The following is a 12,927-nucleotide window of genomic DNA, read 5'->3' on the forward strand; positions in this document are numbered from 1 at the left end:
CTATGAGCACAATCAGCTACGACGCCAGCGGCGCCGCCCAGCAGGCAATCGCCCAGCATATTGACGGTTTGGTCGAAGAAAAGATCGCAACCCGGATTTTCGCCAAGGACCACACCTTGTGGGGCCCTGATGCAGAGTCTGAGTCCGCGATCCGCCTTGGCTGGGTAGAGGCCGCCACCGTGTCCCAGGCTCTGGTCGGGGACATCCTGGAGCTTCGTGACGCCCTCCGCGCCGAGGGGGTTACCCGCATTGTTCTTTGTGGCATGGGTGGGTCTTCCTTGGCTCCTGAGGTTATTGCCGGCACCGCCGGCGTCGAGCTGACTGTGCTGGACAGCACTGACCCTGAACAGGTCAGCGCTGCCCTGAATGACCGGTTGGAAGAGACGGCCATTGTCGTCTCTTCCAAGTCGGGCTCCACCGTTGAGACTGATTCCCAGCGACGAGTCTTCGAGAAGGCGTTCAACGACGCCGGTATCGATGCCAAGAGCCGCATCATCATTGTTACGGATCCTGGCTCGCCCCTGGACAAGGCTTCCCGCGAGGCTGGCTACCGTGCCGTGTTCAACGCCGATCCCAACGTCGGTGGACGATTCTCAGCACTCACTGCATTCGGTCTGGTCCCTTGTGGTCTGGCAGGCGTGGACATCCAGGCCTTCCTGGATGAGGCAGAAGAGGCGGCGGAGGTCCTCAACGAGGACTCAGCTGACAACATCGGGCTGGCCCTGGGCATTGCCCTGGGTGGTACCAGTCCGTTGCGCAACAAGATTGTCATCGCGGAAGACGGATCCGGCATTGTCGGTTTCGCCGACTGGGCCGAGCAGCTGATCGCTGAATCCACCGGCAAACTCGGCACTGGTGTACTGCCGGTGGTCGCGGGCCCGGATTCCCCCGAAGCCCTTAACGGGGCCGACGACGTTCTGGTGGTTCGGCTGGTAAGCGCGGACGCCGACGTCGAACTTCGGGACAACGAGGTGGCAATCGCCGGTGGGCTGCCTTCCCAGATGTTCGTTTGGGAATTTGCCACGGCAGTTGCAGGTCGCCTGTTGGGGATCAACCCGTTTGACCAGCCCGACGTCGAGGCTGCGAAGGTGGCTGCACGCGGCCTGCTGGACGCACGCCCCGAACCCACCCCGGCGGCCTTCACCGATGGCGCAGTGGAAGTACGCGGCGGCGATTGGCTTGGCTCCGCGACGACTGCCTCGGAAGCTGTGCAGGCCCTCCTGGGCCAGCTGGGCGCGGATGGCTACTTGAGCGTCCAGGCCTACCTTGACCGGATTTCGCACGCACCGCTGGAAGGCATCCGTGACGAACTCGCAGCTGTCAGCGGCCGTCCGGTGACGTTCGGTTGGGGCCCGCGGTTCCTTCACTCCACCGGCCAGTTCCACAAGGGCGGACCGGCAATCGGCGTCTTCCTTCAGATCACTGCGGCATCGTCCACCGATCTGGAGATCCCGGAGCGACCGTTTACTTTCGGTCAGCTCATTGCCGCCCAGGCTTCGGGCGACGCTCAGGTCCTTGAGGGCCATGGCCGCCCAGTCCTGCGCCTGCACCTCACCGAACGTGCAGCAGGCGTGGCACAACTCCAGGAAGTCGTCGCTGCGCTGGCCGGCCAGGCCAGCGCACTCGAAAGCTAAGGCACAGAACCAAACATGCCAGAAACTGAAAACGGCAGGAAGAATACCGGTCTGCGGAACCCTTTGCGGGATCCGCGGGACCGGCGCCTGAACCGCATCGCCGGGCCATCGTCGTTGGTGTTCTTCGGAGTCACCGGCGACCTCGCCCGTAAGAAACTCATGCCTGCTGTCTACGACCTCGCCAACCGCGGCTTGCTCCCGCCCAGCTTCGCGTTGGTGGGCTTCGGACGCCGCGATTGGGACAACGCCGACTTCGCGGCCGAGGTCAAAGAGAACGTCAAGGCCCATGCCCGGACAAAGTTCGATGAAGCCGTGTGGGAGCAGCTTGCTTCCGGTATCCGCTTTGTCCAAGGCGAGTTCGACGACGACGACGCTTTCGAGCGTCTCGGCGATGTCCTCGACGAGCTCGATGAGACCCGCGGCACCCGCGGCAACCATGGCTTCTACCTGTCCATCCCGCCCAAGGCGTTCGAGCAGGTCTGCCGCCAACTGTCCAAGCACGGCCTGGCGCAGGCCAAGCCGGGCCAGTGGCGTCGTGTGGTGATCGAAAAGCCGTTCGGGCACGACCTCGAGTCCGCCCGACAGCTCAACGACATCGTGGAATCCGTGTTCCCGGCCGATGCCGTGTTCAGGATCGACCATTATCTGGGTAAGGAGACAGTGCAGAACATCCTGGCGCTGCGCTTCGCGAACCAGCTGTTCGAACCGCTCTGGAACGCTAATTACGTGGACCACGTCCAGATCACCATGGCGGAGGACATCGGCACCGGGGGTCGTGCAGGGTACTACGACGGCGTGGGTGCTGCCCGCGACGTCATCCAGAACCACCTGTTGCAGTTGCTTGCCCTCACCGCGATGGAAGAGCCCATCTCCTTCAACGCCGATGACCTGCGGGCAGAGAAGGAAAAGGTCCTCGCTGCCGTCAAGCTCCCTGACGACCTTTCCACTCACTCAGCGCGGGGTCAGTTCACCGGTGGCTGGCAGGGCGGCGAAGAAGTCCTCGGCTACCTGGACGAGGACGGCATCCCAGCCGATTCCAAGACAGAGACTTATGCGGCGATCCGGGTGGACATTAATACCCGCCGTTGGCACGGAGTGCCGTTCTACCTGCGCGCCGGCAAGCGCCTTGGGCGCCGTGTCACGGAAATCGCCGTGGTGTTCAAGCGCGCACCAAACCTGTTGTTCCGCGATCATGGTGAGGACGACTTCGGTCAGAATGCCGTGGTGATCCGTGTCCAGCCCGATGAAGGCGCCACGATCCGGTTCGGGTCAAAGGTTCCGGGCACGCAGATGGAAGTCCGCGACGTCACCATGGACTTCGGCTACGGCCACTCCTTCACCGAGTCCAGCCCCGAGGCCTACGAACGCCTCATCCTCGATGTGCTCCTGGGCGAACCGCCGCTCTTCCCGCGTCACCAGGAAGTGGAGCTGTCCTGGAAGATCCTTGATCCCTTTGAGGAATACTGGGCCGGGCTGGATGAACAACCGCAACCTTACGCACCCGGCAGTTGGGGACCGGCCTCGGCTGATGCCCTGCTGGCCCGCGACGGACGAACCTGGAGAAGGCCATGATCGTAGATCTTCCCGACACAACCACCTCCAAGATCTCCAAGAAGATCATGTCGCTGCGCGAACAAGGAGGTGTGATCGCCCTGGGCCGTGTCCTGACCTTGGTGGTTGTCACCAAGTCCGGGCAGGAAGAAGAAGCCATCGAGGCAGCCAACGAGGCCAGCAGGGAACACCCCTGCCGGATCATCGTCCTTGCCGACGCAGGTGTTGAAGGTCCGGACCGCCTCGACGCGCAGATCCGTGTGGGTGGCGACGCCGGAGCCTCCGAGGTTATCGTCTTGCGCGGGCACGGACACATGGCCCACGAAAGCGAATCCCTGGTGGCGGCCCTGTTGCTGCCGGACGCGCCGATCGTGGCTTGGTGGCCGCACGGCGCCCCGGAGAGTGCTTGCGAAACCTCCATCGGCCGCATCGCGCACCGTCGCATCACAGACTCCGCCAACGAGCCGGATCCGCGGCGCGCCTTGGAAAACATCCGTGCAACGTACAAGGCCGGAGATACCGACCTCGCCTGGACCCGCCTGACCAACTGGCGCATGCAGCTCGCGGCTGTCTTCGACCAAGTGGACGGCGATCCAGTGTCGGCCGTTGCCGTTGAAGGTGCCTCGGACTCCCCCAGCACACTGTTGCTGGCGGCCTGGCTGAGCCTGGCCCTGCAGGCCCCGGTCACGATCGTGGCTGACCCTGCCGGTACCGGCATCCGCCGGGTCCGCTTGACCCGCGCCAGCGGCGATGTGCAGCTGTTCCGCCCCGGCTTGTCGGTGGCAGAACTGACTCAGCCCGGTCAGCCGGCGCAGCGTATCACGCTTCCCCGTCGAAGCCTCAAGGATTGCCTCGCGGAGGAACTGCGGCGCCTCGATCCGGACGAAGTCTTCGGAGAAGTGATTACGATGGGACTGCCACTTACCAGCCAGAGGAGAGTCCAGACCAGTGCACGCTGAGCCAAGAGTAAGCATTCACCCCGATTCCAAGGTGTTGATGGCCGCTATTGCGGCCCGTCTCATCACCAAGCTCGTGGATGTCCAGGACAAGCACGGTGAGGCGACGGTGGTGCTTACCGGCGGAACCGTCGGCATTGGTACATTGAAGGCGGTTGCTGATTCTGCCGCAGCTCCCGCGGTCGACTGGTCAAAGGTCAACTTCTGGTGGGGAGACGAACGTTTTGTTGCCTCCGACAGCGAAGACAGAAACACCCGCCAAGCCCACCAGGCCTTGTTGTCCCACTTGGCTGTTGACCCGGCCCGGGTTCACCAGCCCGGCTCAACAGACGAGTTCGCCACTGCCGAGGAAGCTGCTGAAGCCTACGCTGAAGAACTCAAGGCGGCGGCCCAAGCCGAGCACGCTGCGGACACCTCTGATGACCGTGCTGATCACGCGGGGATCCTCCCCCGATTCGACATCCTTCTCCTCGGCGTAGGCCCGGACGCCCACGTTGCCTCACTGTTCCCCGAGCAGGCAGGCATTCGCGAGAAAGAGCGCACTGTGGTGGGCGTGGAAAACTCTCCCAAGCCGCCGTCGTCGCGTATTTCACTGACGCTGCCGGCTATCAACACCGCCCAGGAAATCTGGATGGTGGTGGCCGGCGAAGACAAGGCGGGGGCCGTCGGCCTGGCGTTGGCGGGCGCCAACCCGGTCCAGGTCCCGGCAGCGGGTCCGATCGGGCGTGCGCGGACCCTGTGGCTTATCGACGAGAACGCAGCTTCACGCGTCCCCCAGCAGTTGGTCCGGAAGGACCCCGCGGGCGCGTAACCGCTCCAACGCTCCAGCCAGGACAACTTCTGCGTCTTGGCTGGAGCGTCGCTCTTTAACGTAATCCAGGTGTGATTTGAAGATTTCGTCGTCGGGCCTGGCTGAAGAGGCAATGCCAGGCTCGCGTGAGGCGGGCTGTCCACACTTGGGGCAATCCCAGGTTTTGGGAATCTGTTCATCGGGCAACTTAAGAAAAACAAGCCGCGTTTCGTGTCCCTTGGCGCACCAGTAGGGAACTCGAATCCGCGGCAGTTGTTCGCCCTCGCCGTGATCGCTTTGATGTCGAGGAGCCGAACCTTGGGCCACACCCACACGGGTGCCTCGATAACCAGGCGTGCCATGAACCATTTTTCGAACCCCTAGCGACTCGGTGGTCGGCCGTCACGGCCCGTAGGCCTTTCAGCCAACAGTGCAAGTCTAATGCGAGGGGCTCGGCGACGGCACTAGTGTGGGGAGCCGTCGGCCAGAAAAAAGGGGAGACTCCCGTTAAGGAGCCTCCCCTTTTTTAGGGCGACTAGGAGTCGCCACCCGACGTAAAGCGCATGATCAGGCCCAAGCCGATGATCACAGCACCCCACGTAATTCCAAGAATGATGGTAAAGCGGTTGAGGTTGCGCTCGGCCACACCGGACGAACTCAATCCGGAGCTCATTCCGCCACCGAACATGTCGGACAAGCCGCCTCCACGTCCCTTGTGAAGGAGGATGAGCAGCGTCAGCAGAAGGCTGGTAATACCCAGCAGGATCTGCAGAATGACTTGAAGAACGTCCACGACGGCCTTTCGAAGAAGCGGAAAACGGGAGCCGGACTAGTCCGTGACGAGGTGGCTCTCGAACCTGACAATGTTAGCAAACTCAGCGGGGTCCAAGCTGGCGCCACCCACAAGCAATCCATCAACATCCGTTTCAGACATGATGGCCGCAGCATTGTTGGCCTTGACCGAGCCGCCGTAGAGGAGGCGTGTCTTCGACGCGACGTCCTCATCAAAGAGATCCGCAAGTTCGGCGCGGATGGCGGCGCACATCTCCTGTGCATCCTCCGGGCCTGCCACCTCTCCGGTACCGATGGCCCACACGGGTTCGTAAGCGACCACGAGTTCGGCGGCCTGCTCGGCGGTGAGTCCTTCGACGCCTGCGCGCAACTGCGCCAACGTGTGGTCCACATGGGTGCCGGCCTGTCGGATTTCCAAGCCCTCGCCAACGCACAGCACAGGAGTTACTCCATGACGGAAGCCTGCCTTGACCTTGGCGTTCAAGACCTCGTCCGACTCGTTGTGGATGGTGCGGCGCTCACTGTGCCCCACCAGGACGTATGCGCAGCCCAGCTTGTTGAGGAACTGGCCTGAGATGTCGCCGGTGTAGGCGCCGGAGTCGAATTGGGAAAGGTCCTGGCCGCCATAAACAACGTCCAGGTCATCGCCCTGCACCAACGTCTGCACGCCGCGGAGATCCGTGAACGGCGGGAACACGGCCACCTCAACCCGCTTGTAATCGTGCTTGGCGTCGGACAAGGTCCACGCGAGCTTCTGCAGCAAGGTGATGCCCTGGACGTGATCCATGTTCATCTTCCAGTTGCCGGCGATGAAGGGCTTGCGGACAAAGTTGCCGTTGGCAGAGGTAGTCACATGAACTCCAAAGAATGCGTTGAGATATGGAACGGCCGGCAGGACGCCGTTGCGTCCTGCCGGCCGGTTTGGTGCTTAGCGGTCCAGGACGCTCAGGCCGGGAAGTTCCTTGCCTTCAAGGTATTCCAAGCTGGCGCCGCCACCGGTGGAGATGTGGCCGAATTGTGAATCCTCGAAGCCGAGAGTCCGGACGGCAGCGGCAGAGTCGCCACCGCCCACCACCGTGAAGGCCACGGTGTCCGTCAGGGCCTGGGCGATGGCACGTGTGCCACTTGCGAAGGCCTCGAATTCAAAGACGCCCATGGGTCCGTTCCAGAAAACGGTCTTGGCCCCTTCGATCTGTGCTGCGAAGGCCGAGGCGGACTCCGGGCCGATATCAAGGCCAATGCCGGAAGCGCCGAAAGCACTCTCTTCAATGGCGTCAGCCTTGACGACTTCGTGTTCGGCATCCGCTGCGAAGCGGCTGGCCACCACAACATCCGTGGGGATGACGAAGGACGTACCGGCGTCAGCGGCCCGTTTGAGATAATCCTGGACAACCGGGATCTGGTCCTCCTCAAGGAGGCTGCCGGCTACCTTGTGGCCCGCTGCCGCCAGGAAAGTGAACAGCATGCCACCACCCACCAGGATGGTGTCTGCTTTGCCCAGCAGGTTGTCAATCACGGCCAGCTTGTCGGAGACCTTGGAACCGCCAAGGACCACAACATACGGACGCTGCGTGTCGGTGGTGAGCTTCCTGAGAACTTCTACCTCGGTGTGGACAAGGTCGCCCAGGTACGACGGGAGCCGGGTGGCGACGTCGTAAACACTGGCGTGTTTACGGTGGACCGCGCCGAAAGCATCATCCACGAACGCGCCGTTGCTTCCCGTAAGGGCTACCAATTCGTCAGCGAAGGCACCACGCTGCGCGTCGTCCGTGCTTGTTTCGCGGGCATCGAAGCGCACGTTCTCCAGGACGAGTACTTGACCGTCCTGCAGGCCGGCCGCGAGCTCCTTGGCGGAGTCGCCGACAGTATCTGCGGCGAGTTCCACTGGGAAGTCAGCCAATTCAGCAAGGCGCGCAGCAGCAGGCTTCAGGGAGTACTTGTCTTCAGGAGCGCCCTTGGGGCGTCCGAGGTGTGCGGTAACGAGCACACGGGCACCGGCGTCCGAGAGCTTCTTGAGGACCGGGAGTGAGGCCTTAATGCGGCCGTCATCGGTCACTGTAGAGCCGTCGAGCGGCACATTCAGGTCACTTCTGACCAGAATGTACCGCCCGCGGACACCTTCAGCGATGAGTTCGTTGAGGGTGTGAGATGTCATGTGTCTACCCTAGCCCAGCTTGGATGCGACGAGCTCCGTGAGGTCTACGAGGCGGTTGGAGTAACCCCACTCGTTGTCATACCAGGAAACAACCTTGACCTGGTTGCCGATGACCTTGGTCAGGCCGGAGTCAAAGATGGAGGACGCAGGGTCTCCTACAATGTCCGAGGAAACGATGGGGGCATCGGTGTAGCTGAGGATGCCTGCGAATTGCTCGGACTCAGCGGCAGCCTTGACGGCCGCGTTGACTTCCTCAACCGTTACTTCGCGGGAAACCGTGACCGTGAGGTCGGTAGCTGAGCCGGTGGGGACGGGGACGCGGATGGCGTAGCCGTCCAGCTTGCCCTTGAGCTCCGGCAGGACCAGGCCGATGGCCTTGGCGGCACCGGTGGACGTGGGGACCATGTTGATGGCTGCAGCGCGGGCGCGGCGGAGATCGCCATGCGGGCCGTCCTGCAGGTTCTGGTCGGCAGTGTAGGCGTGCACCGTCGTCATGAGGCCACGCTCGATGCCGAAGGCGTCGTTGACCACCTTGGCCAGCGGGCCGAGGCAGTTGGTGGTGCAGGAAGCGTTGGAGATGATGTTGTGTGCTGCGGGGTCGTAGAGCTCGTGGTTGACGCCCATGACGATGGTGATGTCCTCGTCACTTGCAGGGGCCGAGATGAGGACCTTCTTTGCGCCGGCGTCAATGTGCTTCTGGGCAGCTGCTGCCTTGGTGAAGAAACCGGTGGATTCGATGACGATGTCCACGCCCAGTTCGCCCCAGGGAAGGTTGGCGGGATCGCGCTCGGCGAGAACCTTGATGGACTTGCCGTCGACTACCAGGTTTCCATCGACAACTTCCACAGTCTGGGCGAGACGTCCACCGACGGAGTCGTACTTCAGGAGGTGGGCGAGGGTCTCAGGGCTGGTGAGGTCGTTGACTGCGACGATCTCCAGGTCAGCGCCCTGGGCCAGTGCTGCGCGGAAGTAGTTACGGCCGATGCGGCCGAAGCCGTTGATACCAATACGGGTGGTCACTATGTGTCAATCTCCTTGGTGCTCTTGCAAGCACGCCTAGTGAGTCGGATTTAGATATTTCCAACTAACAGACCCCGCACGTCTTTGGGCAGAGGTGATTATCAGATCGGAGGGCGACCAGCCACGTTGCTGAAGGCTAACCGCCTTCCGTGATCCATCTTACGTTTAACTAAGCCTGCCCCCGCAACTGCGGAGGCAGGCTTTCCAGCATTTGGCCCCAATTCACGCAAAAAGTGACTTTTGTTACATCGGCGTGAACCGGTGCTCACCACCTAGAGGACGATGAGGCCCGTGGCGTTGGCGCGAGCGGCTTCAAAGCGCTTGGCGACATCGGCCCAGTTGGCGATGTTCCAGAATGCCTTGACGTAGTCAGCCTTGACGTTGACGTAGTCCAGGTAGAAGGCGTGCTCCCACATGTCCAACATCAGCAGAGGGGTGGTGCCGACTGCAACGTTGCCCTGCTGATCGTAGAGCTGTTCGATGAGGAGATTGCCGCCGATGGGCTCGTAGGCAAGGAAGGCCCAGCCGGAACCCTGGAGGCCCAGCGCTGCTGCGCTGAACTGGGCGCGGAAGGCATCGAACGAACCGAAAGCGTCATCGATCGCAGCTGCGAGCTCGCCTTCGGGCTTGTCGCCACCATCCGGGGAAATGTTGTTCCAGAAGACGGAGTGGTTGATGTGACCACCGGTGTGGAACGCAAGGTCCTTGGAGAGGCGGTTGATGTTGGCGAAATCACCCTGGTCGCGAGCTTCGGCCAGCTGCTTGAGCGCGTTGTTGGCGCCGGCAACGTAGGCCGCATGGTGCTTGCTGTGGTGCAGCTCCATGATCTTTGCCGAAATGTGCGGCTCGAGTGCTGCATAGTCGTAGCCGAGCTCGGGCAGAACGTACTCTGTCACGAAATCCTCCAATGTAATGGACTGAAGTCCGGTTTGGTAACTCTCGTTATTTCATCCGACCAGCGGGCCAGCCGGAAATCCTTGGCGAAGAAACCTGCTCTTGCCGCCACCGGGAATAACCCGCGGTGGCCTCAGAGTATTTCCTCCGCACTTTTTCGATTCTATGGGTGCGGACTACTCGTCCATCATTTCCGGAGTCACATTTGCCTCGGTGCCCGGGATGCCCAAATCCAAGGCCCGTTTGTCCGCCATTGCCAGCAGGCGGCGAATACGGCCCGCGATGGCGTCCTTGGTCATGGGTGGATCGGCAAGCCGGCCCAACTCGTCCAGGCTTGCCTGCTTGTGGGCTACGCGCAACGCACCTGCGTATTTGAGGTGGTCCGGTACGTCGTCGCCCAGGATCTCCAAAGCCCGGTCAACCCTTGCCCCCGCTGCCACCGCGGCTTGGGCTGAGCGGCGCAGATTGGCGTCATCGAAGTTTGCGAGCCTGTTGGCGGTGGCCCGGACTTCCTTTCGCATGCGACGTTCCTCCCAGACCATCAGAGCGTCATGGGCGCCCATGCGCGTCAACAGGGCGGCGATGGTGTCACCGTCCCGGATGACCACGCGGTCCACACCACGGACCTCGCGCGCCTTTGCCTGGATGCCGAGGCGACGGGCAGCTCCCACCAGCGCCAAGGCCGATTCAGGGCCGGGGCAGGTGACTTCGAGCGAGGACGAACGTCCAGGCTCGGTCAGGGAACCGTGGGCGAGGAACGCCCCGCGCCAGACTGCCTCTGCGTCTGCTGCCGAACCATTGACCACCACCGAAGGCAAGCCCCGGACAGGGCGCCCGCGTCCGTCCAGCAATCCCGTCTGGCGGGCCAGGGCCTCGCCATCCCGCACCACCCGGACTACGTAGCGGCTCCCCCGACGCAAGCCGCCGCCGGAAACCACAATGATCTCGCTCTGGTGTCCGTAGACTTCTGCGATTGCTGCTCGAAGACGACGTGCCGTGGAGGCAAGATCGACTTCGGCTTCAATGACGATTCGTCCTGAAATAATGTGCAAGCCGCCCGCAAAGCGCAGCATTGCTGAAACCTCAGCCTTGCGGACTGAGGATTTCTTGATGTCCAGCCGGGACAGTTCGTCCTTGACCGACGCAGTAAGTGCCATCGCGTGTTCCTAACTGTTCCCGAAAATATCGTGGTACGCCGCTGCCAGCAGCAGGGGATCATGGACGGGGCGGCGCCTCGACGCCCCTACTCTACCCAACACCACTTCAGCACCGATCATCCCCGCAGCCTTCTCGAAAGCCCTGAGATCCTGGATCGCAGCGGGATCGGCAAGGACCACGTCCACACTGAACTCAGGCGCGTAGCGGCGCAGGACATCCAGATGGTCGGCCGCCGACATGCCTGAGGTTTCCTTGGTTTCCACATCAAGGTTCATGGTGAGGCACCGCTTGGCAGCGGTGTCACCCAGGGCTTGCCGCAGCTCGGGAAGAAGTAAATGTGGCAGCACGGACGTGTACCAGGATCCGGGCCCCAGGATGACCCAATCGGCCAATTCGATGGCTGTCAACGCTTCAGTGCAGGCAGGGGCGTCTTCGGGCAGGAGCCGGACATCCTCCAGCTTCCCCGCCACTGCGCACTTTGCCTGCCCCCGGACGGTCTGCAACTGCTGGCCGCCGCCAGGCAACTCGACGTGCGCCTGACCTTCGATGGTGAGAGGAACGCTGGACATGGGCAGCACCTGACCCCGTGCGCCCAACAACGCGCCGGCCCATTTCAGGCCGGCGACGGTGTCGCCCAGGAGCTCCCACAGCGTAACGATCAGCAAGTTGCCCATGGCGTGGTGGTCCAGGGATCCACCTTTGGCCGTCCCGGCGTCGAAGCGGTGCTGCATCACATCACGCCAGGTCCGGCCCCAGTCGGTGTCGTCACACAGGGCACTCAACGCCATCCGCAGGTCTCCTGGCGGGAGGACGCCGTACTCGTCCCTGAGACGCCCGGAAGAACCGCCGTCGTCCGCTACTGTGACGATTGCCGTCAGCTCCGAAGTGAGCAGCCGCAGGGCAGAAAGCGAAGCTGCCAGCCCGTGCCCGCCGCCCAGGGCAACCACCGAGGGGCTCTTCTCTTGCTGACTGCCAGGGACGCCCTTGGGCGGGATCAGCGGCAACGGTCCCGTGAGGACGCCCACTACTCGCGTCCCAGGTCTCGGTGGGTGGTGGTCACGGTGACACGCGGGTACTGCGCCAGGCGCTTGGAGAGTTCGACGGCGACAGCCACCGATCGGTGTTTTCCGCCAGTGCAGCCAACAGCCAGTGTTGCGTAGTGCTTGTTTTCCTGGCGGTAGCCGTCCAGTACGGGCTCCAGAGCCCGGACATACCGGTCCACGAATTCGTGCACGCCGTTGGCGCCGAGCACGTAGTCACTGACGTCTTCGTCCAGCCCCGTATGCGGCCGTAGTTTGGGGACCCAGTGCGGGTTGGGAATGAAGCGGGCGTCGGCCACGAAGTTGGCATCCACCGGTAGTCCGTATTTGAACCCAAAGCTCATCACGTTGAGGCGGAGCGTTACAGGACCTGTGTCGCTGAACAGTTCAGTGATGGCCGTGGCAAGGCCGTGGACGTTGAAGTCCGAGGTGTCCAGGACGACGTCGGCGTGTTCGCGCAGCTCCCGCAGGACCTCACGCTCGATCCCAATGCCATCAAGGATCCTGCCCCCACCCTGCAACGGGTGTGGGCGGCGACCCTGCTCGAACCGGCGAACCAGGACGTCGTCGTTGGCGTCCAGGAAAAGCACCCGGAAGGTGATTCCGCTGGCGCTGAGGGCTCCCAGGGCCGTCTGGATATCGGTGAAGAGGTCCTTGCTGCGGACGTCCACCACCACGGCAAGTTTGGGGATTGATTTCGGAGCATGCGACACGATTTCAGCCAGGGTGCCCAGCATTTGCGGCGGGAGGTTATCCACGACGTACCAGCCGTGGTCCTCCAGTGCATCAGAGGCCGTGCTGCGCCCTGCCCCCGACATGCCGGTCACGACCAGCAGTTCCGCCTCCGGTGGCTTGACGGGCGTGAGGCCGTCCTGCTCCGTGCCGGACCCTGCCGTTGCCTCTTCCATCAAGTGTCCCCGTTTCGTTCGGAATGGTC

The 12,927-nt window shown here is 62.7% G+C and carries 13 protein-coding genes; 4 read left to right on the forward strand and 9 right to left on the reverse strand.

Going from position 1 to position 12,927, the window contains the following annotated elements; all coding sequences use genetic code 11:
• Positions 1-2: 2 nt before the first annotated feature.
• The 4 genes from BLW08_RS07635 to pgl are packed head-to-tail and all read left to right on the forward strand — an operon-like array spanning position 3 to position 4,952.
• On the forward strand, positions 3-1,634 hold the full coding sequence (locus tag BLW08_RS07635) for a glucose-6-phosphate isomerase (protein WP_091324199.1): 1,632 nt from the start codon (positions 3-5) through the stop codon (positions 1,632-1,634).
• 15 nt (positions 1,635-1,649) lie between these two features.
• A complete protein-coding gene (gene zwf, locus BLW08_RS07640; RefSeq protein ID WP_091324201.1) occupies positions 1,650-3,206 on the forward strand; it encodes a glucose-6-phosphate dehydrogenase in 1,557 nt (518 codons plus the stop codon).
• Positions 3,203-4,144 carry a glucose-6-phosphate dehydrogenase assembly protein OpcA gene (locus BLW08_RS07645; protein WP_090821326.1) on the forward strand — a complete coding sequence of 314 codons (942 nt, stop codon included), beginning with the start codon at positions 3,203-3,205 and terminating at the stop codon, positions 4,142-4,144. The genes zwf and BLW08_RS07645 overlap by 4 nt, the downstream gene beginning before the upstream one ends.
• Positions 4,134-4,952, forward strand: coding sequence for a 6-phosphogluconolactonase (gene pgl / locus BLW08_RS07650; protein ID WP_090821324.1), 819 nt, complete (start codon positions 4,134-4,136; stop codon positions 4,950-4,952). The genes BLW08_RS07645 and pgl overlap by 11 nt, the downstream gene beginning before the upstream one ends.
• On the opposite strand, the gene BLW08_RS07655 is transcribed toward pgl, so the two are convergent.
• From BLW08_RS07655 to rapZ, 9 genes are all read right to left on the reverse strand, one after another.
• Positions 4,905-5,300, reverse strand: a complete 396-nt coding sequence (locus BLW08_RS07655; RefSeq protein ID WP_090821322.1) for an RNA polymerase-binding protein RbpA — start codon at positions 5,298-5,300, stop codon at positions 4,905-4,907. The genes pgl and BLW08_RS07655 overlap by 48 nt on opposite strands.
• A gap of 166 nt (positions 5,301-5,466) precedes the next feature.
• On the reverse strand, positions 5,467-5,724 hold the full coding sequence (secG, locus tag BLW08_RS07660) for a preprotein translocase subunit SecG (protein WP_024821019.1): 258 nt from the start codon (positions 5,722-5,724) through the stop codon (positions 5,467-5,469).
• A gap of 36 nt (positions 5,725-5,760) precedes the next feature.
• On the reverse strand, positions 5,761-6,576 hold the full coding sequence (gene tpiA / locus BLW08_RS07665; RefSeq protein WP_091324203.1) for a triose-phosphate isomerase: 816 nt from the start codon (positions 6,574-6,576) through the stop codon (positions 5,761-5,763).
• A 75-nt stretch (positions 6,577-6,651) separates the two neighbouring features.
• Positions 6,652-7,878: a phosphoglycerate kinase gene (pgk, locus tag BLW08_RS07670; protein ID WP_091324205.1), complete on the reverse strand. Its 1,227-nt coding sequence runs from the start codon at positions 7,876-7,878 to the stop codon at positions 6,652-6,654.
• 9 nt (positions 7,879-7,887) lie between these two features.
• A complete protein-coding gene (gene gap, locus BLW08_RS07675; protein ID WP_089595055.1) occupies positions 7,888-8,898 on the reverse strand; it encodes a type I glyceraldehyde-3-phosphate dehydrogenase in 1,011 nt (336 codons plus the stop codon).
• A 272-nt stretch (positions 8,899-9,170) separates the two neighbouring features.
• Positions 9,171-9,794: a superoxide dismutase gene (locus BLW08_RS07680; RefSeq protein WP_090821316.1), complete on the reverse strand. Its 624-nt coding sequence runs from the start codon at positions 9,792-9,794 to the stop codon at positions 9,171-9,173.
• Between the two features lie 174 nt (positions 9,795-9,968).
• Positions 9,969-10,949, reverse strand: a complete 981-nt coding sequence (gene whiA, locus BLW08_RS07685) for a DNA-binding protein WhiA (protein ID WP_091324206.1) — start codon at positions 10,947-10,949, stop codon at positions 9,969-9,971.
• A 9-nt stretch (positions 10,950-10,958) separates the two neighbouring features.
• The gene (yvcK, locus tag BLW08_RS07690) at positions 10,959-11,975 is read right to left on the reverse strand and encodes a gluconeogenesis factor YvcK family protein (RefSeq protein ID WP_090821314.1); all 1,017 of its coding nucleotides are present in this window, start codon (positions 11,973-11,975) and stop codon (positions 10,959-10,961) included.
• On the reverse strand, positions 11,975-12,898 hold the full coding sequence (gene rapZ, locus BLW08_RS07695) for an RNase adapter RapZ (RefSeq protein ID WP_090821312.1): 924 nt from the start codon (positions 12,896-12,898) through the stop codon (positions 11,975-11,977). The genes yvcK and rapZ overlap by 1 nt, the downstream gene beginning before the upstream one ends.
• Positions 12,899-12,927: the final 29 nt, after the last annotated feature.

The organism is Arthrobacter sp. cf158 (assembly GCF_900106835.1).
Lineage (GTDB): Bacteria > Actinomycetota > Actinomycetes > Actinomycetales > Micrococcaceae > Arthrobacter.

What these genes read in the sequence shown, in the direction of transcription:
- BLW08_RS07635 (WP_091324199.1), top strand. Translation starts at nt 3, where the DNA reads ATGAGCACAATCAGCTACGACGCCAGCGGCGCCGCCCAGCAGGCAATC.
- zwf (WP_091324201.1), top strand. Translation starts at nt 1,650, where the DNA reads ATGCCAGAAACTGAAAACGGCAGGAAGAATACCGGTCTGCGGAACCCT.
- BLW08_RS07645 (WP_090821326.1), top strand. Translation starts at nt 3,203, where the DNA reads ATGATCGTAGATCTTCCCGACACAACCACCTCCAAGATCTCCAAGAAG.
- BLW08_RS07655 (WP_090821322.1), bottom strand. Translation starts at nt 5,300, where the DNA reads ATGGTTCATGGCACGCCTGGTTATCGAGGCACCCGTGTGGGTGTGGCC.
- pgk (WP_091324205.1), bottom strand. Translation starts at nt 7,878, where the DNA reads ATGACATCTCACACCCTCAACGAACTCATCGCTGAAGGTGTCCGCGGG.
- whiA (WP_091324206.1), bottom strand. Translation starts at nt 10,949, where the DNA reads ATGGCACTTACTGCGTCGGTCAAGGACGAACTGTCCCGGCTGGACATC.
- rapZ (WP_090821312.1), bottom strand. Translation starts at nt 12,898, where the DNA reads ATGGAAGAGGCAACGGCAGGGTCCGGCACGGAGCAGGACGGCCTCACG.